The sequence below is a fragment of the Xanthobacter sp. 126 genome, assembly GCF_000526175.1.
GTDB classification, from domain to species: domain Bacteria; phylum Pseudomonadota; class Alphaproteobacteria; order Rhizobiales; family Xanthobacteraceae; genus Xanthobacter; species Xanthobacter aminoxidans.
In genome coordinates this window covers 4,474,660-4,496,592 of the sequence record NZ_JAFO01000001.1, presented here as the reverse complement: position 1 = coordinate 4,496,592, position 21,933 = coordinate 4,474,660, and the positions used below count along the sequence as shown (strand labels likewise).

Annotated in this window: 21 protein-coding genes; 13 read left to right on the top strand and 8 right to left on the bottom strand. The window is 68.4% G+C overall.

Translation table 11 applies throughout. From position 1 onward, the window contains the following. Positions 1-9: 9 nt before the first annotated feature. From XAN126_RS0121305 to XAN126_RS0121285, 5 genes are all read right to left on the bottom strand, one after another. Positions 10-711, bottom strand: coding sequence for an ABC transporter ATP-binding protein (locus XAN126_RS0121305; protein ID WP_024280584.1), 702 nt, complete (start codon positions 709-711; stop codon positions 10-12). Beyond that, on the bottom strand, positions 698-1,498 hold the full coding sequence (locus XAN126_RS0121300; RefSeq protein ID WP_024280583.1) for an ABC transporter ATP-binding protein: 801 nt from the start codon (positions 1,496-1,498) through the stop codon (positions 698-700). The genes XAN126_RS0121305 and XAN126_RS0121300 overlap by 14 nt, the downstream gene beginning before the upstream one ends. Beyond that, on the bottom strand, positions 1,495-2,439 hold the full coding sequence (locus XAN126_RS0121295; protein WP_024280582.1) for a branched-chain amino acid ABC transporter permease: 945 nt from the start codon (positions 2,437-2,439) through the stop codon (positions 1,495-1,497). The genes XAN126_RS0121300 and XAN126_RS0121295 overlap by 4 nt, the downstream gene beginning before the upstream one ends. After that, entirely contained in the window at positions 2,439-3,311 is an 873-nt protein-coding gene (locus XAN126_RS0121290; protein WP_024280581.1) for a branched-chain amino acid ABC transporter permease, read from the bottom strand. Before XAN126_RS0121290 ends, XAN126_RS0121295 begins: the two co-directional genes overlap by 1 nt. A gap of 70 nt (positions 3,312-3,381) precedes the next feature. After that, on the bottom strand, positions 3,382-4,518 hold the full coding sequence (locus XAN126_RS0121285; protein ID WP_245272396.1) for an ABC transporter substrate-binding protein: 1,137 nt from the start codon (positions 4,516-4,518) through the stop codon (positions 3,382-3,384). A 323-nt stretch (positions 4,519-4,841) separates the two neighbouring features. Here XAN126_RS0121285 and XAN126_RS0121280 point away from each other — a divergent pair, with 323 nt between their 5' ends. The 8 genes from XAN126_RS0121280 (at position 4,842) to XAN126_RS0121245 (ending at position 11,256) form a co-directional block, all read left to right on the top strand. Next, complete coding sequence (locus XAN126_RS0121280; RefSeq protein ID WP_024280579.1) at positions 4,842-5,579, top strand: TetR/AcrR family transcriptional regulator; 738 nt, start codon at positions 4,842-4,844, stop codon at positions 5,577-5,579. 32 nt (positions 5,580-5,611) lie between these two features. Continuing rightward, entirely contained in the window at positions 5,612-6,478 is an 867-nt protein-coding gene (gene paaX, locus XAN126_RS0121275; RefSeq protein WP_024280578.1) for a phenylacetic acid degradation operon negative regulatory protein PaaX, read from the top strand. A 221-nt stretch (positions 6,479-6,699) separates the two neighbouring features. After that, positions 6,700-7,698 (top strand): 1,2-phenylacetyl-CoA epoxidase subunit PaaA, encoded by a 999-nt coding sequence (gene paaA / locus XAN126_RS0121270; protein ID WP_024280577.1) that lies wholly within the window; start codon positions 6,700-6,702, stop codon positions 7,696-7,698. A 93-nt stretch (positions 7,699-7,791) separates the two neighbouring features. After that, positions 7,792-8,076 (top strand): 1,2-phenylacetyl-CoA epoxidase subunit PaaB, encoded by a 285-nt coding sequence (paaB, locus tag XAN126_RS0121265; RefSeq protein ID WP_024280576.1) that lies wholly within the window; start codon positions 7,792-7,794, stop codon positions 8,074-8,076. Continuing rightward, entirely contained in the window at positions 8,076-8,852 is a 777-nt protein-coding gene (gene paaC / locus XAN126_RS0121260; RefSeq protein ID WP_024280575.1) for a 1,2-phenylacetyl-CoA epoxidase subunit PaaC, read from the top strand. The genes paaB and paaC overlap by 1 nt, the downstream gene beginning before the upstream one ends. A 9-nt stretch (positions 8,853-8,861) precedes the next feature. Further along, entirely contained in the window at positions 8,862-9,386 is a 525-nt protein-coding gene (gene paaD, locus XAN126_RS0121255; protein WP_024280574.1) for a 1,2-phenylacetyl-CoA epoxidase subunit PaaD, read from the top strand. 26 nt (positions 9,387-9,412) lie between these two features. Continuing rightward, positions 9,413-10,489, top strand: a complete 1,077-nt coding sequence (gene paaE, locus XAN126_RS0121250) for a 1,2-phenylacetyl-CoA epoxidase subunit PaaE (RefSeq protein ID WP_024280573.1) — start codon at positions 9,413-9,415, stop codon at positions 10,487-10,489. A gap of 11 nt (positions 10,490-10,500) precedes the next feature. Further along, positions 10,501-11,256 carry a Phenylacetic acid catabolic protein gene (locus tag XAN126_RS0121245; RefSeq protein ID WP_024280572.1) on the top strand — a complete coding sequence of 252 codons (756 nt, stop codon included), beginning with the start codon at positions 10,501-10,503 and terminating at the stop codon, positions 11,254-11,256. An 82-nt stretch (positions 11,257-11,338) separates the two neighbouring features. Here XAN126_RS0121245 and paaK read toward each other — a convergent pair whose 3' ends face one another. Genes paaK through paaG form a run of 3 tightly spaced genes read right to left on the bottom strand, consistent with a single transcriptional unit; the run spans position 11,339 to position 13,979 of the window. After that, on the bottom strand, positions 11,339-12,670 hold the full coding sequence (gene paaK, locus XAN126_RS0121240; RefSeq protein WP_024280571.1) for a phenylacetate--CoA ligase PaaK: 1,332 nt from the start codon (positions 12,668-12,670) through the stop codon (positions 11,339-11,341). 35 nt (positions 12,671-12,705) lie between these two features. Next, positions 12,706-13,194: a hydroxyphenylacetyl-CoA thioesterase PaaI gene (paaI, locus tag XAN126_RS0121235; RefSeq protein WP_024280570.1), complete on the bottom strand. Its 489-nt coding sequence runs from the start codon at positions 13,192-13,194 to the stop codon at positions 12,706-12,708. Then, the gene (paaG, locus tag XAN126_RS0121230) at positions 13,191-13,979 is read right to left on the bottom strand and encodes a 2-(1,2-epoxy-1,2-dihydrophenyl)acetyl-CoA isomerase PaaG (RefSeq protein WP_024280569.1); all 789 of its coding nucleotides are present in this window, start codon (positions 13,977-13,979) and stop codon (positions 13,191-13,193) included. Before paaG ends, paaI begins: the two co-directional genes overlap by 4 nt. Before the next feature lie 136 nt (positions 13,980-14,115). Here paaG and paaN point away from each other — a divergent pair, with 136 nt between their 5' ends. From paaN to XAN126_RS0121205, 5 genes are all read left to right on the top strand, one after another. After that, complete coding sequence (gene paaN / locus XAN126_RS0121225) at positions 14,116-15,765, top strand: phenylacetic acid degradation protein PaaN (protein ID WP_024280568.1); 1,650 nt, start codon at positions 14,116-14,118, stop codon at positions 15,763-15,765. A gap of 21 nt (positions 15,766-15,786) precedes the next feature. Further along, positions 15,787-16,992, top strand: a complete 1,206-nt coding sequence (gene pcaF / locus XAN126_RS0121220) for a 3-oxoadipyl-CoA thiolase (protein ID WP_024280567.1) — start codon at positions 15,787-15,789, stop codon at positions 16,990-16,992. Between the two features lie 3 nt (positions 16,993-16,995). Then, positions 16,996-19,101, top strand: coding sequence for an FAD-dependent oxidoreductase (locus XAN126_RS0121215; RefSeq protein ID WP_024280566.1), 2,106 nt, complete (start codon positions 16,996-16,998; stop codon positions 19,099-19,101). Continuing rightward, positions 19,098-21,131, top strand: a complete 2,034-nt coding sequence (paaZ, locus tag XAN126_RS0121210) for a phenylacetic acid degradation bifunctional protein PaaZ (protein WP_024280565.1) — start codon at positions 19,098-19,100, stop codon at positions 21,129-21,131. The genes XAN126_RS0121215 and paaZ overlap by 4 nt, the downstream gene beginning before the upstream one ends. A gap of 173 nt (positions 21,132-21,304) precedes the next feature. Beyond that, on the top strand, positions 21,305-21,724 hold the full coding sequence (locus XAN126_RS0121205) for a hypothetical protein (RefSeq protein ID WP_024280564.1): 420 nt from the start codon (positions 21,305-21,307) through the stop codon (positions 21,722-21,724). Positions 21,725-21,933: the final 209 nt, after the last annotated feature.

Below are 21,933 nucleotides of genomic sequence, written 5' to 3'. Positions count from 1 at the left end.
GAAGTGCCTCTACAGGCCGAGATAGGCCGCGCGCACCTTCGGATCGTCGAGCAGGGCCGCGCCCGTGCCTTCCATGGCGATATGGCCGGTCTCCAGCACGTAGCCCCGGTCGGCGATGGCCAGCGCCGCGGAGGCGTTCTGCTCCACCAGCAGGGTGGTGATGCCCTCGGCGCGCAATGACGTGACCGCGGCGAGGATCTGGTCCACCAGCAAAGGCGCGAGGCCGAGGGAGGGCTCGTCCAGCAACAGCAGCTTCGGCCCCGCCATCAGCGCGCGACCCATGGCGAGCATCTGCTGCTGCCCACCGGAGAGGCTCATGGCCGGCGTCCGGCGCCGCTCGGCGAGCACGGGGAACAGGCCGTAGACGTGATCGAGCCGCGCCTGCCGCTTCGCATCCTGCCGCCGGTAGGCACCGAGCTTCAGATTGTCCTCGATGCTCAGGGGGCCGAACACCTGCCGGCCCTCCGGCGATTGCGAGATGCCGCGCACCACCCGCAGATGCGGCTCCATCCGCTCGATGGCCTCGCCTTGGAAGACAATGCGCCCGCCGCGTACCGGCTGCACGCCGGAGATGGCGCGCAGGAGCGTGGTCTTGCCGGCGCCGTTGGAGCCGACCAGCGCGACGATCTCGCCGGCCTTCACCTCCAGCGAGACCTCGCGCAGGGCCATGATGCGGCCGTAGGAGGATGAGAGAGCCTCAACCGTGAGCACGATCCGCCTCCCGCGATCCGATGTCCCCGAGATAGGCGGCGATGACCTGCGGGTTCTCCCGCACCGCGCGCGGCGGCCCCTCCGCCAGCGGGCGGCCCTGGGCCAGCACCAGCACGCGATCGGAAATCTTCATGACCAGCTTCATGTCGTGCTCGATCAGCACCACCGCGATGCCGCCCTTGGCGATCTCGGCGATGAGGTGGTCGATGGCCTCGGTCTCCACCGCGTTGCAGCCGGCGGCCGGCTCGTCCAGCAGCAGGATCTTCGGGTCGGCGGCGAGGGCGCGGGCGATCTCGAGGCGCTTCAGCGCGCCATAGGGTAGGGCGCCGGCGGGCGCGTCGGCGATGTCGGCGAGACCCACCCGCTCGATCAGCGCCAGCGCCTTCTCCCGCGTGACGCGGTTCTGCCGGAAGACAGACGGCAAGCCGAGCATGTCGGCGAGGAAGGAGGTGCGCTCGGAGAGGGCACACCCCACCATCACATTCTCCACCGCGGTCATGCGGAAGAAGATCTGCAGGTTCTGGAAGGTGCGCGCCATGCCGCTTCTGACGCGCCGGTGGGGCGGGACGGCGGTGATGTCCGCGCCGTCGAGCCGCACGCTGCCGCGCGAGGGGCGGTAGATGCCGGTGACGAGGTTGAACAGGGTGGTCTTGCCCGCCCCGTTCGGCCCGATGATGGAGAAGACTTCGCCGGCGCCGACCTTGAAGCTCACCTCGTCCACGGCCCTGAGACCGCCGAAGGAGATGCCGATGCCGCTCACGTCGAGAAGGGGCGTCTTGCTGGTCACGGCAGGCGCTCCTCGATCAGCGCGCGCAGCGACGGCACGATGCCCTGGGGCAGGAAGATCATGAACACCATGATGAGGAGGCCCAGCACCGCCTGCTCGTATTCCTGGAAAGCGGTGAGCGTCTGCGGCAGCACCACCAGGAAGGCGGCGCCGAGCACTGTGCCGAACACCGAGCCGAGCCCGCCGATGATGACCATGGCGACCAGCTCCACCGAGTGGGAGAAGCTCGCCGCCTCCGGGGTGATGAGGCCGTTCATGGCCGCCAGCAGCCCGCCCGCCACCGCCGCGTAGACCGCCGCCACCACGAAGGCCGCGAGCTTCTTGGCGCTAACGTCGATGCCCGCGCCGGCCGCCGCAACCTCGCTGTCATGCAGCGCGCGGAGCGCCCGCCCCGTGGGGCTGGCGGCGATGTTGAGGGCGATGAGCGCGCCGATGAGCAGCGCTCCGGCCGAGACCCAGTACCAGTTCAGCGCCCCCGTCACCCGCCAGCCGAACAGGGTGATGCGCGCCACGGACATGCCGTCCGGGCCACCGGTCAGCTCGGTCTCGCTGTGGAGGATCAGGGCGACGATGACGCCGAAGCCGAGCGTCGCGATGGCGAGGTAATAGCCCTTCAGCTTCAGGATCGGCCGGCCCACCAGCCAGGCGATGACGCCCGAGAGCATCGCTCCGAGCAGAAGGCAGAGCAGCGGATCGAGCCCGAGCCGCGCCGGCCCGATGGCCACCGCATAGGCGCCGATGCCGAGGAAGCCGGCGTGGCCGAGGCTCACCTGTCCCGCATAGCCCATGAGGATGGTGAGACCGAGGGCGGCGAGGGAGAAGATCCACACCAGCGCGGCAACACGCAGGTGGAAGGAGGTGGGGGCGATCATCGGCACCAGCGCCATGATGAGCGCGAGGGCGATGAGCGGGGTGAGGCGCGAGCGCAGGATGGTCTTCATCACACGCGCTCCACGGTCCGGCTGCCGAACAGGCCGCGCGGCATGAACAGCAGGACGACGAGGATCATCAGGAACGCCACCGCGTCCTTGTAGGTGGAGGAGAGGTAGCCGGCCGCGAAGGTCTCGATGAGGCCGATGAGGAGGCCCCCCACCACCGCGCCCAAGGGATTGCCCATGCCGCCCAGCATGGCCGCGGCGAAGCCCTTCAGGGTGAAGAGGGTGCCGATGTCGTAGCGGGTCAGCGTGATGGGCGTCGCCACCACGCCGGCGAGCGCGCCCATGGCGGCCGAGAGGCCGAAGGCGAGGGCGAGCACGAGGGCGACGTTGATGCCCACCAGCTTCGCCGCCAGCCGGTTGGCGGCGGTGGCCAGCACCGCCTTGCCCACCAGCGTGTGCTCCAGGAACAGGTAGAGCGCCACCACGAGGGCGAGCGCGGTGCCCATCACCCAGAGGCTCTGCGGCAGGATGGTGGCGCCGCCGACCGGGATGGGTGTGTCGCCCGAAAAGGCGGGCAGCGAATGGAACTGCTTGTCGAAGATGATCTGTGACACGCCCTTGATGAAGATGGACGCGCCGATGGTGATCATGATGAGCGTCACCGGCGAGGCGCCGCGCGCGGGCTCGATGGCTAGGCGATGCAGAAGCAGGCCGACCAGAACTCCGGCGACCACCGCGATCAGTGCCGCCACTGGCAGCGCGAGGCCGGCCGCCATGAGGAAGACGGTGCCCATGCCGCCGATCATGACGAAATCGCCCTGGGCGAAATTGATCACATCGGAGGCGTTGTAGATCAGCGTGAATCCGAGGGCGATGAGCGCGTAGATGGCGCCCACCGTCAGCCCCGAAAAGGCGAGCTGGAGAAATTCGGACATGTCCTCACGCCGTCTGTGCGGCGGCGCCGGTGGTGGCGCCGCCACGGTGGGGATCGGGTGTGGAAAACGATCAGCGGGCGGGCGCTTCGATCGCCCAGTCGCCGTTGCGGATCACCAGCATGCGGAAGGAATCCGTGCCGAGGCCGAGATGGTCGGCGGGGGCGAAGGTGTAGATGCCGGTGACGCCCACATAGCCCTTGGTGGCCTCCAGCGCGTCGCGGATCTTCTTCGGGTCCGCGGACTTGGCGCTCTCGATGGCACGGGCGACGAGCTGGATGCCGTCATAGCCGTAGCCGCCGAAGGTGGAGACCGGCTGGCCGGTGGTCTTCTCGTAGGAAGATTTGTACTGCGCCACCACCGGCTTCTGCGGATCGTTGTCCGCCAGCTTGTCGCCGATCAGGATGGCCGGGGCGGGCAGGCGCACGCCCTCGGCGGCGGGGCCGGCGAGCTCGATGAAGCTCTTCGAGGCGACGCCGTGGCTCTGGTAGAGCGGCAGCTTGATGCCGAGCTGGGCGTAGTTGCGCGTCACGATGGCCGGACCCTGGCCGAAGCCGGGATTCAGCACCGCCTCGACGCCCGCGGTGTTCTTGATCTTGTTGAGCTGGGGCGTCATGTCGGAATCGGTGGTGCCGTAGCTCTCGTCGGCGACGACGGTGATGCCGTACTGGCCGATTACCTTCAGGCACTGGTTGCGCATGGACTTGCCGAAGCCGTCCGTGCCCGAGATCATGCCGATCTTGGTGATGCCGCGCGCCTTCATGTCCTCGAAGATCTTCTGGCAGGCCGTCTTGTCAGTATGCGGCGTCTTGAAGACGAAGGCGCGCACCGGCTCGATGATCTCGATGCCGCCGGCCAGCGAGACGAAGGGGATGCCGGCTTCCTCGAACACCGGGATCATGGCCATGGTGGCGCCGGTGGAGGTGCCGCCGACCATGGCGACGACCTTGTCGTCTTCCACAAGGCGGGTGGCGAAGGTGCGCGCCTTGTTGGCGTCGCCGCCGTCGTCATAAAGCACCAGCTCGACCGGCCGGCCGAGGAGGCCGCCCTTCTTGTTCAGCTCGTCCACATAGAGCTTGAGCGTCTTGGCTTCGGGATCGCCAAGGAAGGCGGCGGGGCCGGTGGCCGAGACCACCGAACCGATCTTGATGGGATCGGCGGCAAAGGCGGGGCTGGTGAGCGCCGGGCCGGCGACCGCGGTCGCGAGCATGATGGCAGCCGCGCGCAGCATCGGCCGCAGGCGTGCGGGCGTATCCATGAAGCGTTCCTCCTAAAGGTCCATTTCGGGCCGAGGAGCGGGTTGTCCCGCCTCCATTCGCTGGCCATTCGACCGGCGAGACCCGAACCATATAATTAACCGGCCGGATGGTCAATTGATCGCGTGCGGCTTCGTTGCACGCTTGCCGAGGGCGCGCTTGCGCGGGATGATTGATCGACCGGGCGGACAATATTTGATATCTCAACCTCCTTCCCGATGATGGCGGATGATCGCAGCAGGCCCGTGTCGGGTGGCGGTCGAGATGGACAGGCAAGATGGCTCGCACGCGTGCACAGGATTACGAGGCCAAACGGGAGGCCATCCTCCACAAATCGGCGGAGCTGTTTGCGCAATACGGCTATTCCGGCACCTCGATCACGATGATCGCGGACGCCTGCGGCGCTTCCAAGGCCTTGCTCTACCATTACTATCCTGACAAGGAGGCGGTGCTCTTCGACATCCTGTCCTCGCATCTGGAGCAGCTGATCGCCGGCGCGGAGAAGGCGATCGCCGCCGCGCCGGACGGCGGGCGCATCTACGCCATGTCGGCCTCGCTGCTCGACGCCTACAAGGATGCCGACGCCGAGCATCAGGTGCAGATCGCCAATCTCAAGCTGCTGAACAGTGACCGGCAGGAGGCCCTGCGCGCGCTGGAGCGAAAGCTCGTCACGCTGCTCGCCGACGCCATCGCCGAGGAGGTGCCGTCCGTCGGGCGCGGGCCCATGCTGAAGCCCGTGACCATGTCGGCCTTCGGCATGCTCAACTGGCAGTATCTCTGGTTTCGCGACGGCAAGGGCCTGACTCGCGCCGACTATGCCCGCCTCGTCACCGGCCTCATCATGGCGGGGGCGGAGGAGGCGGTGCGGGGCATGTTCGCGCCCGAGGCGAAGGCCGCCGATGCCCGGCCGCCGGAGGGCAAGCCCGCGCAGCCCCGTTCCGCCCCGCGCCGCCGCACGGCGCCCGCCGCCGCCGAGGCGCCCCGCGCGACGAAGGCGCGGCGACCCGCGGAATAGGATCGCGGCCGAAAACGCTTTAAGGAACGGCCATGCCGCGCCGCGCCCTCGACCTCATCCTCGACCACGTCCGCGCCGAGCCTTCGCGCACCTGGTCCATCATCGTCACCATCTATGGTGATGCCATCGTGCCGCGCGGCGGCTCGGTGTGGCTCGGCACGTTGCTCGCCTTCTTCCGCGGGCTGGATGTGGCCGATGGGGTGGTGCGTACCGCCATGTCGCGTCTGGCCGCCGATGGCTGGCTGACGCGCACGCGGGTGGGCCGCAACAGCTTCTATCGCCTGGCGGAAAAGGGCCGCGAGACCTTCGCCCGCGCCACCGAGCACATCTATCGCCATCGCCCGCCGGAATGGCACGGGCACTTTGACATGCTGCTCATCGAGACCGGCGCCCGCGAAGGGGCGCGGTCGGCGCTGGAGGCAGCGGGCTTCGGCATGCCGCTGCCCGGCGTCTTCGTGGCCCCCGCCGGAACCGGCGTGCCGGAGGAGGCCGCCTCCGCTCTTCGGCTCGATGTCTCCGGCAGCGCGGAGGAGCAGAGGGCGCTGGCCGCCCGCGCCTGGCCGCTGGAGCAGACGGCGGAGGCCTATCGGCGCTTCATCGCCACCTTCGAGCCGCTGGCGGCGGAGCTGCAGGCCGGCGCCGCCTTGACCGACCTCGAGGCGATGGTCGCCCGCGTGCTGCTCATCCATGACTATCGGCGGATCGTGCTGCGCGATCCCATCCTGCCCTCCGCTATCTTGCCGGAGGACTGGCCGGGCCTTGCCGCCCGCGCGGTGTGCGCCGACATCTACGGCCGTCTGGTGGAGGCCTCCGAGCGCTGGCTGGACGAGAATGCCGTGGGCGAGGACGGCGCCTCACTGCCGGGTCACCCGAAAATCACGAGCAGATTCAGGGCTTAGAGGGGTAGGCGATAGTCGGCCGCAGCCTCTGGCTTTTAAATGTTACGAAAATAACTTGAAACACTATTTTCTGTAATATATAAACGTTCGCAAGGTACCGGACAGTGGGCAGCATGCTGCCTGCCAGGACCGGCGGCAGCGGCCGGAGCGCCTACTTCACCCGCCGCCCGAAGCCGCGCATGAGACGGCCGATCCAACAGGTCTTACGGGGAGGACACAGCATGTACGCACAGCTCGTGAAGTCCGAGGGCATGAAGTCCGCCGCCGAGCTTTCGCCGGAGGAGCGCGCCTTCCAGGAGCGCATCGACCGCGGCGAGAAGATCGAGCCGAAGGAGTGGATGCCGGAGGGCTACCGCAAGACTCTGATCCGCCAGGTCGGCCAGCACGCCCATTCCGAGATCGTCGGCCAGCTGCCCGAAGGCAACTGGATCACCCGCGCGCCCACGCTGGAGCGCAAGGCCATCCTGCTCGCCAAGGTGCAGGATGAGGCCGGCCACGGCCTCTACCTCTATTGCGCCGCCGAGACGCTGGGCGTCAGTCGTGACCAGTTGCTCGCCAAGCTGCACGACGGCAGCATGAAGTATTCGTCCATCTTCAACTATCCCACTCTCAACTGGGCCGATATCGGCGCGGTGGGCTGGCTGGTGGATGGCGCCGCCATCATGAACCAGGTTCAGCTGCAGAAGACCTCCTACGGCCCCTACAGCCGCGCGATGATCCGCATCTGCAAGGAGGAGAGCTTCCACCAGCGCCAGGGCTACGACATCATGATGAAGATGGCGCAGGGCACGGCCGAGCAGAAGGCCATGGCGCAGGATGCCCTCGACCGCTTCTGGTATCCCGCCCTCATGATGTTCGGTCCCTCCGACAAGGATTCGGTGCACTCCGCCCAGTCCATGGCGTGGAAGATCAAGATCAACACCAATGACGAGCTGCGCCAGAAGTTCGTCGACCAGACGGTGCCGCAGGCGGAATATCTCGGCCTCAAGATCCCCGATCCGAACCTGAAGTGGAACGAGGAGAAGAAGGGCTACGACTTCTCCGAGCCGGACTGGTCGGAATTCTTCGAGGTGATCGCGGGCAACGGCCCCTGCAACAAGGAGCGCCTCGGCGCCCGCGTGAAGGCCTGGGAAGACGGCGCCTGGTTCCGCGACGGCCTCCTCGCCCATGCCGAGAAGGCCGAGGCGCGTCGCGCCGCAGCCCGTGTGGCCGCGGAATAGCCGCGCCAAAGTCATCGCCAGTCAGGGCGTACCATAACAACAGCGCATCTTCCGGACGGCTTGGCCGTCCGGCCCGGAACGGGAGGAACAACCATGTCCAGCGAATGGCCCTTGTGGGAAGTCTTCATCCGCGGCCAGCACGGCCTCAACCACCGCCATGTGGGCAGCCTGCACGCGCCCGACGCGGAACTCGCCATCAAGAATGCGCGGGACGTCTATACCCGCCGCAACGAGGGCGTTTCCATCTGGGTGGTGAAGTCGGTGGACATCACCGCCTCCAGCCCCTCGGACAAGGGGCCGCTGTTCGAGCCGTCCAACTCCAAGGTCTACCGCCACCCCACCTTCTTCCAGATTCCCGAAGAAGTGGGGCACATGTGATGGCCAGCGCCGAAATCGCGGTCGATCGCGCCGCCTTGTTCGAATTCCTCACCCGGATGGGGGACAACACCCTCATCCTCGGCCATCGCGTATCCGAGTGGTGCGGCCACGCCCCCGTGCTGGAAGAGGACATCGCCCTCGCCAACACGGCGCTGGACCTCATCGGCCAGACCCAGCTCTGGCTCGGCCTCGCCGGCGAGGTGGAAGGCAAGGGCCGCAATGCGGACGCGCTCGCCTTCCTGCGTGACGCGGCGGCCTTCCGCAACTGCCTGCTGGTGGAGCGCCCCAATGGCGATTTCGGCCAGACGCTGATGCGGCAGTTCCTGTTCGATGCCTGGCACCACGTGATGCTGACGGCGCTGACCAAATCCGCCGATCCGCGCGTCGCCGAGATTGCCGCCAAGGCGGTGAAGGAGGCGGCCTATCACCTGGAGCGCTCCAGCGACCTCGTGATCCGCCTTGGCGACGGCGCCGATGAGAGCCACGCGCGGATGCAGCGCGCGCTCGACGACATGTGGTCCTACGTGGGCGAACTCTTCATCGCCGACGACGCGGACCGCGCTGTAGCTGCCGCCGGCATCGCGCCCGATCCGGCGAGCCTCAAGCCGGAATGGGAGGCCATCGTCTCCGAGGTGCTGCGCGAGGCGACGCTGAAGGCGCCGACCTCGGCTTACGTCCACAAGGGCGGCCGGCGCGGCGTGCATACCGAGCATCTCGGCTACATCCTCGCCGACATGCAGTTCCTGCAGCGTGCCTATCCCGGCGCGACCTGGTAGGGGGCGGACATGGCGACCGCCACCCTGCCATCCCTTGACGAGGTCTGGCACTGGCTGTCGCAGGTGCCGGACCCGGAAATCCCGGTGCTTTCGCTGGTCGATCTCGGCATCGTCCGCGAGGTGGCGTGGGACGACGACACCCTCGTCGTCACCGTTACGCCCACCTATTCCGGCTGCCCGGCGACGGGCATCATCAATCTCGACATCGAGCGCGAACTGAACGCGCGCGGCGTCGCCAAGGTGCGGCTGGAGCGACGGCTTTCGCCGCCCTGGACCACCGACTGGATGAGCGCCGAGGGCCGCGAGAAGCTGCGGGCCTACGGCATCGCACCGCCGGTGGACGACACCGCCGCCGACGGCCGCTCGCTGGCGCTCGCGCGCCGGCTCGCCTCCGGCTCCAACCTCACGGTGGCCTGCCCGCGCTGCGGCTCGGCGCAGACGCAGAAGGTGAGCCAGTTCGGCTCCACCGCCTGCAAGGCCAGCTATCGCTGCCTCTCGTGCCTGGAGCCGTTCGACTACTTCAAGTGCATCTGAATATAAAAAATCCCGAGGAGCGCCGCATGGCACGGTTTCATTCCCTGGAGGTGGTCGACGTGCGGCGCGAGACGCGCGATGCCGTCGTCGTCACCCTCAAGCCCCGCCCCGAGGACGCCGCGGCGTTCGACTTCACGCAGGGCCAATACCTCACCTTCCGCCGCGATTTCGATGGCGAGGAACTGCGCCGCAGCTATTCCATCTGCGCCGGCAAGGATGAGGGTTGTCTGAAGGTGGGCATCAAGAAGGTGGAGGGCGGCGCCTTCTCCACCTGGGCCAATGAAAACCTGTCCCCTGGCGACGTCCTCGAAGCCATGCCGCCCATGGGCAAGTTCTTCGTGCCGATCGCCCCGGAGCTGGACCGCCACTATCTCGGCTTTGCCGGCGGCTCGGGCATCACGCCGCTGCTGTCCATCATCAAGACGGTGCTGGCGCGCGAGCCCAGGTCCCGCTTCACCCTCGTCTATGCCAACCGGCAGATCAGTTCCATCATGTTCCGCGAGGAGCTGGAGGACCTGAAGAACATCTATCTGGGCCGCCTTTCTGTGCTGCATGTGCTGGAGAGCGAGGCGCAGGAGATCGACCTGTTCACCGGCCGCGTCGATGCGGAGAAGATGGAAGGTCTCTTCAAGCACTGGATCGACGCGACGTCGGTGGACACCGCCTTCATCTGCGGCCCCGAGCCCATGATGCTGGCGATTGCCGCCGCGCTGCGCGAGCACGGTCTCAGCGACGCGCAGATCAAGTTTGAGCTGTTCGCCTCCGGCCAGCCGGGCCGGGCGAAGGCCAAGGCCGTGTCCGCGAACGTCGCCGCCAACGGCGCCGGCACCACCGCGACAGTGACGCTGGATGGTGCCACCCGCACCTTCCACATGCCGCGCGAGGGCCAGAGCCTGCTGGACGCCGCGCTCGCCGCCAATCTCGATGCGCCCTACGCCTGCAAGGCGGGCGTGTGCTCCACCTGCCGCGCCAAGGTGGTGGAGGGCGAGGTGGAAATGGCGGTCAACCATGCGCTGGAGGATTACGAGGTGCGCGCCGGCTACGTGCTCACCTGCCAGTGCTTCCCGCTCACCGAAAAACTCGTCGTCACCTACGACGAGTAAGGGGAAGACACATGTCCGACGTGATCGCCATCGACGACTATCTCGCCCAGGGCGGCGTGCTCTCTTCGCCTGACAACGTGCCGCCGCGCTATCGCGGCGAGCTTCTGCGGCTCATGTCCTCCTTCGTGGACAGCCAGCTCGCCGGCTCGGCCGGCTTTGCCGCCTCCATCAATTTCGCGCCCGGCATCAAGGCGCGGATCGCGGCGAGCCGCATCACGCTTGAAAAGGCGGACCATGCCGAGCGGGTGCTCGGCCTGATGGGCGCCTTCGGCACCGATACCGGCCGCTATCAGGCGCAGCACGACTGGGCGGCGCGGGTGGCGCGCGATGCCGACCTCGGCGCCGTGCGGCACGGCAACGACATGCGGCTTTCGGTCTTCCACTATCCCATCACGGGATGGACCGACGCGGTGGCGATGAACGTGCTCATGGGTCTTGCCACCGGCGTGCAGCTCGCCGAGCTGTCGCGGGTGTCCTACGCGCCGCTCGCCGAGGTCTTCCGCGAGATCGCCCCGCGCGAGGCCCGCCATGCGGAGCTGGGGCTTGAAGGGCTGGAACGCATCGCCGCCACCGAGGTCGGGCGGGTCGGCGCTCGGGCGAGCCTTGCCTATTGGCGTCCCCGCGTCGCCGCCACGTTCGGCGTGGCCGGTTCCGCCCGTTACGACACGCTGCGCCGCCTCGGCCTGCGTCACACGCCCAACGAGGTGCTGCTGGCGGAGTGGGAGCGCCTCGTCACCGACCGCCTCGCGCCGCTCGGGCTCGACTGAGATCGGCGACAGACAAGAAAAAGGCCCGGCATTGCGCCGGGCCTTTTTTGTTGGGGCAGGGGAGGGCGTTTGGCCCTCCCGCTCACTCCTTGGGCCGGCGGTCCACGATGCGCTTGGCCTTGCCGGTGGCGGTGCGCTCGATGCCGCCCGGCTCGTGCAGGGAGATGCGCGTGGTGATGCCGATGGTGTCCTTGATGCGCTTCAGGATGCGCTTGCCGGTGGCGTCCACGTCCACCTCGCCATAGACCTCCTCGCGGATCTCGGCGTGCACGGTCATCTCGTCCATGCGGCCGTCGCGGGTCAGCTCGATCTGGTAGTGGCCGGAGCAGGCCTCCACCGCCAGCAGGATCTCCTCGATCTGGGTCGGGAAGACGTTGACGCCGCGCAGGATGATCATATCATCCGAGCGGCCCGTTACCTTCTCCATGCGCCGCATGCCCGGCCGCGCCGTGCCCGGAAGCAGGCGGGTGAGGTCGCGGGTGCGGTAGCGGATGATGGGGAAGGCTTCCTTGGTCAGCGAGGTGAACACCAATTCGCCCTTCGAACCATCGGGCAGCACCTCGCCGGTGAGCGGGTCGATCACCTCCGGGTAGAAATGATCCTCCCAGATGTGCAGGCCGTCCTTGGTCTCCACGCACTCCTGCGCGACGCCGGGGCCGATGACTTCGGAGAGGCCGTAGATGTCGGTGGCATCAAGGGCGAAATCGCGCTCGATTTCCTGCCGCATGGCATTGGTCCACGGCTCGGCGCCGAAGATGCCATATTTGAGCGAGGTCTCGCGCGGGTCGAGCCCGGCCTTGGCGAATCCGTCCATGAGGGCAAGCATGTAGCTCGGCGTCACCATGATGGCGTCGGGCTTGAAATCGTGGATGAGCTGGACCTGGCGCTCGGTCATGCCGCCGGACATGGGCACCACGGTGCAGCCCAGACGCTCGACGCCGTAATGGGCGCCGAGGCCGCCGGTGAACAGGCCGTAGCCATAGGCCACATGCACCATCATGCCCGGCCGCACGCCCGCGGCGCGGATGGAGCGGGCCATCACGTCGGCCCACATGTCGATGTCGGCCTTGGTGTAGCCCACCACGATGGGCTTGCCCGTGGTGCCGGACGAGCCGTGCACGCGGATCAGCTTTTCCTTCGGCACCGCGAACAGGCCGAAGGGGTAGTTGTCGCGCAGGTCCGTCTTCACCGTGAAGGGGAATTTGGCGAGGTCCGAGAGGTCGCGCAGGTCGGAGGGGTGCACGCCCGCGTTGTCGAAGGCCTGGCGGTAGAAGGGCACATTCTCATAGGCGTGGCGCAGCGACCAGGCGAGGCGCTCGCGCTGCAGGGACATGATCTCGTCGCGCGAGGCGCGCTCGGCGGGATCGAGGCCACCCTCGAAGGAACGGCCCGGGGACAGTGCCGGCAGAGCCATGTTCATCGTCTCCTCCAGATGGATCTTCTGCGAGATCAGGATTTCTTGTCTGCGGGCTTTCCGGACCCGCTCTCATCCGCTTGGGTGATGCGCCCGCCGATGGTGCGGGAGTGGCCGCGGAATTGGGCGATCACCACATCGTCCTGCGAAACTTCGACATCGTAAATGCCGGAGCGCCCGCTGCGGCTCACCTCGCGCGCCCGCGCCACAAGGCGCTTGCCGCGGGTGCCGGGGCGCAGATACGTCACCGAGCAGTGCTGGGCGACGGTGCGCTCGTCATAGGTATTGCAGGCGAAGGCAAAGGTGCTGTCGGCCAAAGCGAAGATGAAGCCGCCATGGCCCATCCCGAAGCCGTTGCACATGCGCTCGGTGAGCGTCATGGCGAGGGTCGCGGTGCCGGGGCCGATGCTGACGATCTCCATGCCGAGCCCCTGGCTCGCATGGTCGGTCGCCCACATGGCGTCAGCGGAGCGGCGGGCGATCTCTTCCGGAGAGAGCGGCGCCACGGTTTCGGCGGCGGTCACGAGCGGCGTCCCGTGAAGTTCGGGGCGCGCTTTTCCATGAAGGCCTTCACGCCCTCTCGATAATCCGGCGTGCGGCCGGCCTCGCGCTGCAGGTCGCGCTCGAGATCGAGCTGGTCGTTGAGGCTGTTGCCGCCGGAGGCGTTGAGCGCCGCCTTGGTGAGGGCGAGGCCCTGCGTCGGCTGGGTGGCGAGGCGGGCGGTGAGCGCGCGGGCCTCGTCCATGAGGGCGGCGTCGTCGATCACCTTCCAGATCAGGCCCCACTCGGCCGCGGTCTCGGCCGCGAGCGGCTCGGCCAGCAGCATCAGCGCCCGCGCCCGCGCATCGCCGATGAGGCGTGGCAGGAAATAGGTGCCGCCCGAATCGGGCACGAGGCCGATCTTCGAGAACGCCTGGATGAACTTGGCGGAACGCGCAGCCAGAACGATATCGCAGGCCAGAGCGATGTTGGCACCGGCCCCGGCGGCCACGCCGTTCACCGCGCAAACGACGGGCTTGTTGAGCCCTCGGATGCGGCGGATGAGCGGGTTGTAGAAGGCCTCGATGGTCGAGCCTAGGTCCAGGGGACCTTCCGCGTTGGCGCGGGCGGAGATATCCTGCCCGGCGCAGAAGCCGCGGCCGGCGCCGGTCAGCAGCACGGCGCGGCAGCTCTCATCGGCGGCGTCGTCCAGTGCGGCCGCAAGCGCGCCGTGCATCTCCTCGTTGAAGGAATTGAGGCGGTCGGGACGATTGAGCGTCAGCTCCGTCCAGCCGCCATGGTCCGTGACGGTCAGCACGGCTTCGTTCACATGCGCCTCCACTTGGTCCTCCCACTTCAGGGCTCTTTCGGAGCCTCTTGAATTAACCGGACGATCGGTTAATCATTAGCGCAAGGGATGGGCTTGTCAACATCATCGCACAGCGTCCCGGCATAGGGAGAGGACCATGGCTGACCTGTTCGCGGCCCACGCCGCGCTGCTCGAATCCGCCGTTGCCGCAGCGCGCGGGCGGGGCTTCTGGGCGGCCTTCCCGGAAAATCCCAAGGCCTATCCCGAAGGTGGTGCCGCCGAGGCCAAGGCGACGTTCGCGGCCCTGAAAAACCACCCGTTCGAGCTTGCCGCGGGTGATGCCGCGCCTCTGATCGGCGCCGAGGTTTCTCCCTTTGGTCCCGTCCTCGGCATCACCTATCGCGCCCGTGCCGTGGATGATCTGATCGCTCGCGCGGAGGGCGCCGGCGCCGCATGGGCCGCCGCCTCCGTCGCCCGGCGCACGGGCATCGCGCTGGAAATCCTCGTCCGCCTCAACACGGCGAGCTTCCTCATCGCGGAAGCGGTGGAGCACACCACCGGGCAGGCTGGCCCCATGGCTTTCCAGGCCGGCGGCCCGCACGCGCAGGATCGCGGGCTGGAGGCAGTCGCCTACGCCTATGAGGAGATGTCCCGCGTGCCCGGCGCGGTGCTGTGGGAGAAGCCCATGGGCCGCTCCGCCATCCGTCTCGACAAGGATTTCCACGTGGTGCCGCGCGGCATCGGCCTCGTCATCGGCTGCGCCACCTTCCCCACCTGGAACAGCTATCCCGCGCTGTTCGCCGATCTCGTCACCGGCAACGCGGTGATCGTGAAGCCGCACCCCGCCGCCATCCTGCCTCTGGCCCTCACCGTGCGCATCGCCCGCGAAGTGTTGGCACAGGAGGGCTTCGATCCGGATGTGATCCAGCTCGCCCCCGACACTTCAGAGGCGCCCATCGCCAAGGAACTGGCGACCCACCCGGCCGTCGGCATCGTCGACTTCACCGGCTCTTCCCAGTTTGGCGGCTGGCTCAGGGAGAACGTGAAGGACAAGCTGGTGTTCACCGAGGAGGCGGGCGTCAACACCATCGTCATCGCCTCCACCGCCGCGTTCGGCCCCATGTGCCAGAACATCGCCTTCTCGCTCTCGCTCTACAGCGGCCAGATGTGCACGGCACCGCAGGTCATCTTCGTGCCGGCGGGCGGCATCGAGACCGAGGCGGGGCACAAGAGTTTTGACGAGGTGGCGGGCGGCATCGCTTCTGCCATCGATGCGCTCCTGTCCGAGCCCGCCCGCGCCGGGGCGGTGCTGGGCGCAATCCAGAATCCGGCGACCCTCGCCCGTATCGAGCAAGCCCGCAGCCTCGGCCGCATCGTACGCGACAGTGCGGCGCTGCAAGTGGAGGGCGCGCGGACGGCGACGCCGCTGCTGCTGGCGGTGGATGCCACCGATGAGGCGGCCTATCTCGAAGAGCGGTTCGGCCCCATCGCCTTCGTCGTCGCGGTGGCCGATGCGGCCGATGGGGTGGCCCGCGCCGCCCGTGCCGCCCGCGAGAAGGGCGCCATCACCGCCGCCCTCTATTCCACCGACGAGGCCGAGATCGCCGGCGCGGTGCCGGCCTATGCCCGCGCCAGCGTGGCGCTCTCCGTGAACCTCACGGGCGGCATCTATGTGAACCAGAGCGCAGCCTTCAGCGACTACCACGTCTCCGGCGCCAATCCCGCCGGCAATGCCTGTCTGACCGATGCGGCCTTCGTGGCGGGCCGCTTCCGCGTCGTGTGCGTGCGCCGCCCGGCCGCCGCCTGAGCCCATTCTTCGGAGATCATCATGGTTGACGCCTTCATCTGCGATTTCGCGCGCACGCCCATCGGCCGCTATGCCGGCGCCCTCAAGGACGTGCGGGCGGACGACCTCGCCGCCCATCCCATCCGCGTGCTCAAGGCGCGCAATCCCGGCGTGGACTGGGATGTCGTGGACGACGTGATCCTCGGCTGCGCCAATCAGGCGGGCGAGGACAATCGCGACGTGGCCCGCATGGCGGCGCTCCTCGCCGGCCTGCCGGTGAGCGCGCCGGGCACCACCGTCAACCGGCTATGCGGCTCCGGCCTCGATGCGGTGGGCATCGGCGCCCGTGCCATCATGACCGGCGACGCGGACCTCATCATTGCCGGCGGCGTGGAGAGCATGACCCGCGCCCCCTTCGTGCAGGGCAAGGCGACAGCAGCTTTCTCGCGTCAGGCGGAGATCTACGACACCACCATCGGCTGGCGCTTCATCAACCCGCTGATGAAGGCGCAGTACGGCGTCGATTCCATGCCGGAGACCGGCGAGAACGTCGCCGCCGATTTCGCCATCTCGCGCGCCGATCAGGACCTCTTCGCGTATCGCTCCCAGCAGCGGGCGAAAGCGGCGCAGGAGGCGGGCTTCTTCGCCCGCGAGATCGCTCCCATAGAGGTGAAGGGCAGGAAGTCCTCGGTGCTGGTGGATCGCGACGAGCACCCGCGCGGCGACACCACGCTGGAGCAGCTGGCGGCGCTGAAGACGCCCTTCCGCAAGGAGGGCGGCTCGGTGACGGCGGGCAACGCCTCGGGCGTCAATGACGGGGCGGGCGCCCTCATCCTCGCCTCGGAGGCCGCGGCGAAAAAATATGGCCTCACGCCCCGCGCCCGCGTGGTCAGCGTGGTACAGGCCGGCGTGCCGCCGCGCATCATGGGCATCGGCCCGGCCCCGGCCACGCAGAAGCTGCTGGCGAAGAACGGCCTCTCCCTCTCCGACATCGACCTGATCGAGCTGAACGAGGCTTTCGCCTCGCAGGCGCTGGCGGTGCTGCGCCAGCTTGGCCTGCCGGACGACGCGGCGCATGTGAATCCGCATGGTGGCGCCATCGCTCTGGGCCATCCCCTCGGCATGTCCGGCGCGCGCCTCGCCATGACGGCGGTGAGCGCGCTCGAACTGCGCGGCGGCAAGCGCGCGGTTGCCACCATGTGCATCGGCGTCGGCCAGGGCATCGCCGCCCTCATCGAACGGGTCTGAGCGGTGGACGCGCAGGTTTCCCCCATCACGATCACGCGCCACGGCGCTGTGGCGGTTGTCCACATCGATCATGCGCCTGTGAACGCGCTGTCGCGTGGCGTGCGTCAGGGGGTGATCGATGCGGTGCGGGAGCTGGATGGGGATGTGTCGGTCTCGGCGCTCGTGCTGAGCGGTGGGCCGGGGCGGTTCATCGCGGGGGCGGATTTGCGCGAGATGGCGCTGCCGCCGGACGCGCCCTTCCTGCCCGAGGTGGTGGGGGCGATCGATGCCTGCAGCAAGCCCGTGGTCGCGGCGCTGGATGGCGCGGCGCTGGGCGGCGGATGCGAGATCGCGCTGGCCTGCGATCTCAGGCTCGGGTCGGCCAAGGCGCTGGTGGGGCTCACCGAGACGCGGCTCGGCATCATCCCCGGCGCGGGCGGAACCCAGCGGCTGGTGCGATTGGTGGGGGTCGCGCAGGCCATCGGTCTGGTCTGCGAGGGCCGGGTGCTGAAGGCGGACGAGGCGCTGGACCTTGGCCTCGTTGATGCGGTGGTGGAGGGCGATCTCCTCGCCGAAGCCATCGCCCGCGCGCCGGCGGTGTTGAAGCGCCGGCTTTCGGCCCTACCGGTCCCCGCGGGTGAACCGGTCGGGGAGGAAGCGGCAGCCGCCAAGGCCCTCAAGGGCGCGAAGGGCGTGCCGGCCATCGCCGAGGCCATCCGCGTCATCACGGCGTCGAAGGATGCCGACTTCGCCTCCGGCCTCGCCCTTGAGCGCGCGGCGTTTTTGGCCCTGCGCGAGAGCCCGGAAGCGAAAGCCCTGCGCCACCTCTTCCTCGCCGAGCGCGAGGCGGTGAAGGTGCCGGGGCTGGAGGGCGCGAAGGCGCGGGCGATCGCATCCGCTGCCGTCATCGGCGCCGGCACCATGGGTGCGGGCATTGCCGTGGCGCTGCTGGATGCGGGCTATGTCGTCACTCTGGTGGAGCGCGACGACGAAGCCGCGCAGGCCGGCGTCGCGCGCATCAATGGCCTCTATGGCAGGCAGGTGAAGAGCAATCGCATCACCGAGGCGCAGAAGGCCGAGCGCCTCGCCCGCCTCCTCCCGGCCTCCGACTATGCGGCGCTGTCCGATGTCGACCTGATCGTCGAGGCCGCCTTCGAGGACATGGGCGTGAAGACCGACATCTTCCGCCGTCTCGACAGCATAGCGAAGCCGGGCGCGGTGCTCGCCACCAACACCTCCTATCTCGATCTCGACGCCATCGCCACCACCACGTCGCGGCCTGAGGACGTGGTGGGCCTGCACTTCTTCGCGCCGGCCAACATCATGAAGCTGCTGGAGGTGGTCAAAGCCACCCGCACCGCGCCGGAGGCGCTGGCGACCGCTCTCGCTTTGGCGAAGCGCATGGGCAAGCAGCCGGTTGTGGCGGGCAATTGCGACGGCTTCATCGGCAACCGCATCTATGCGGTCTACCGCCGCCACGCGGAATATCTGGTGGAGGACGGGGCCAGCCCCGAACAGGTGGATGCGGCGCTGGAGGCGTTCGGCTTCGCCATGGGCATCTTCGCGGTGTCGGACATGTCCGGCCTCGACATCGCCTATGCCATGCGCAAGCGCCGGGCGGCAACGCGCGACCCCAACGAGCGCTACGTCTCCATCGCCGATACGCTGGTGGAAACGGGTCGGCTGGGCCGCAAGACCAATGGCGGCTGGTACGCCTACGACGCCGCCGGCAACCGCACGCCTGACCCCGCCGTCACGCAGATCATCGCGGAAGCCCGCGCGGCCAAGGGCATCCAGCCGCGGGCCTTCACGCAGGAGCAGATCCACCTTCGGCTTCTGGCGGTAATGGCCAACGAGGGCGCGAAGGAACTCGCCGAGGGCATCGCGCTACGTCCGTCCGACATCGACCTCGCCTTCGTCAACGGCTACGGCTTCCCGCGCCTGAAGGGCGGCCCCATGCACGCCGGCGACGCCCTCGGCCTCGCCGCCATCCTCACCGAGATCAAAGCCGCCCACAAAACCGGCGGCGCAGGATCAGAGCCCGCAGAACTCCTCGCCCAGCTCGCACGAGAGGGCAGGACATTCACAGACTGGCACAAGGCCAGCGCTCCCAAGGGAGGGAATAAGTGACCCATATCCTCGACAGCTACGCCCTCGACCGCTGGTTCACCCCCGAGGCCGGACTGGTGGACATTCCGAGCGCTATCGACGGGCGCATGGTGGCGCGGGCCTCCACCCGTGGGCTCGACTTCGCGGCCATGGTGCGCCATGCCCGCGACGTGGGCGGGCCGGCGCTGCGGCGTCTCACTTTCCATCAGCGCGCCGACATGCTCAAAGCCCTCGGCGCCCATCTCACCGCCCACAAGGATGCGCTCTACGCGCTCGCCGCCGACACCGGCGCGACCAAGCGGGACAATTTCTTCGACATCGATGGCGGCATCGGCACCCTCTACGCCTACGCCTCCCGCGGGCGGCGCGAACTGCCGGGCGAGCGTTTCGTGGTGGAAGGCGCGCCGGAGGCCCTGTCGAAGAACGGCACCTTCATCGGCCTCCATGTGCTGACCCCGCTCCACGGCGTCGCGGTGCATGTGAACGCCTTCAACTTCCCCTGCTGGGGCATGCTGGAAAAGCTCGCGCCGGCCATCCTCGCGGGCATGCCGGTCATCACCAAGCCGGCCACCGCCACCGCCTACGTGGCCGAGGCCGTGGTGAAGCTTATCATCGAGGCGAACATCCTGCCGGCGGGGGGGCTGCAGTTCGTCGCCGGATCGACGGGTGACCTGCTCGATCATCTCACGGGGCAGGACGTGCTCTCCTTCACCGGCTCTGCCGCGACCTCGCAGGCGCTGCGCGACCATCCGGCGGTCTCGCGCAATGCGGTGCGTTTCATCGCCGAGCGGGACTCGCTCAATGCCGCCGTGCTCGGCCCGGATGCCGTGGAGGGCACGCCGGAGTTCGACCTCTTCATCGCCGAGGTGGTGCGCGAGATGACGGTGAAGGCGGGCCAGAAGTGCACCGCCATCCGCCGCATCATCGTGCCGAAGGCGCAGGAAAATGCGGTGATCGCCGCGCTCTCCGCCCGCCTCGCCGCCATCGCCGTGGGCGATCCGCGCCGCGAGGACGTGCGCATGGGTCCGCTCGCCAGCCGCGCCCAGCGCACCGCCACGCAGGAGGCGGTGAGGGAGATAGCGGCCGAGGCGGAGATCGTGTTCGGCGATCCGGACAAGGTGGAGCCCTTGGGCGCGGATGCCGCCACCGGCGCCTTCATGGCCCCGGTGCTGCTGCGCTGCCCCGAACCGCTCAAGGCCAAGGCACCGCACGCGGTGGAAGCCTTCGGTCCAGTCGCGACAGTGATGGGTTATGAAGCCATCGCCGATGCACTGGAACTGGTGGCCAAGGGCGAGGGCAGCCTCGTCGCCTCGGTCTATACCTACGATCCGGCGGTGGCGGAGGAACTGGTGTTCGGCATCGCCGCCCATCACGGCCGCCTCGTGCTGATCGACCGTGATTGCGCCAAGGAATCCACCGGCCACGGCTCGCCACTCCCCGGTCTCGTCCATGGCGGCCCCGGACGGGCCGGCGGCGGCGAGGAGATGGGTGGCCTGCGCGGCGTGTTCCACTACATGCAGCGCACAGCCATCGAGGGCTCGCCCGCCCGCCTCTCGGCGCTGACGCGCACCTGGCTTTCCGGCGCGCCCGCGCCGGTCACGCCGGAGCATCCCTTCAAGCGCAAGTTCGATGCGCTCAGCGTGGGCGACACGGTGGAGACGGCCTCGCGCACCATCACGCTGGAGGACATCGAGCATTTCGCCCACTTTACCGGCGACACTTTCTACGCGCACATGGACGAAGAAGCGGCGAAGGCGAACCCCTTCTTCCCCGGCCGAGTCGCCCACGGCTACCTCATCCTGTCGTTTGCGGCGGGCCTGTTCGTCGATCCCGCGCCGGGGCCGCTGCTGGCCAATTACGGGCTCGATTCGCTCCGCTTCCTGAAGCCCGTGTCGCCTGGGGACGCCATCCGCGTGCGGCTGACGGTCAAGAACAAGCAGCCCGCCCGCAAGCCGGAATATGGCGAGGTGCGCTGGGATGCGGAGGTGTTCAACCAGGATGGCGACACCGTGGCCCGCTACGAGCTGCTGACTATGAGCAGCCGCATCTGAGCAGGGGCAGCCTCGAAAGGGGGCGCCTCGGCGCCCCCGATAAGCGAAATCTGCGGCAAGTTTGCAACAGTGTTAATGGACCGTGCGTCAGGGCTGCCTTCCATTGGGTCGGCAGCCCATTCCGCCGTTACACATTCCCGTGAGGAATGGTACTCCTGTGGCGGGAGCGGCACATGGCTGGACGCAGGGGCATCAACGCATTCGCGCGACGCGCGGCCGAAAGGGCCGCGGGCCGGGTCGCGGCGCGTGTTGCCGGCTGGGCTCTCGCCTACGTCCTCCTTCTTCAGGTGGTCCTTTCGGGCTTCGCGCTCGGATCCGTGCCCATCGGGATGGATCCGGACCTGTGCCTGAGTGCGGTTTCCGCCGGCACGACAGATTCGGATGGCGGGCATGACGGCGTCCCGGCGCAGCATCGCCAGTGCCAGGCCTGTCTCGCGCGGGCCGATCTGCCCGCTCTACCGCCACCACCGCCGGTGCCGGACCTCGCGCCGCTCACCGGCGTGCTCCGGCTCGATTTCGGCGCGCCCTCCGCACCGCTTCGCACCCATGTCCTGAGCGCCTTCCGGGCGCGTGCACCTCCCGCGGCGGCCTGAAGTCGTCCGGTCTCGTCGCTGACGCGGTGCGGGGCCGGGCGCGCTGTCCCACGGCCCGTGCGTTCTCCCGTTTCAACACAGGGAATGCTTCGACCGGTCAGCTTGCAAGGCAAGCAGACGGGTCCGCGTCGGCGCGGCCGAGGTCTACCCCTACCCAAAAACAATTCCGCTCTGCCGCGCCTCATGCCGCCGGCCTTCGAGCGCGAGGA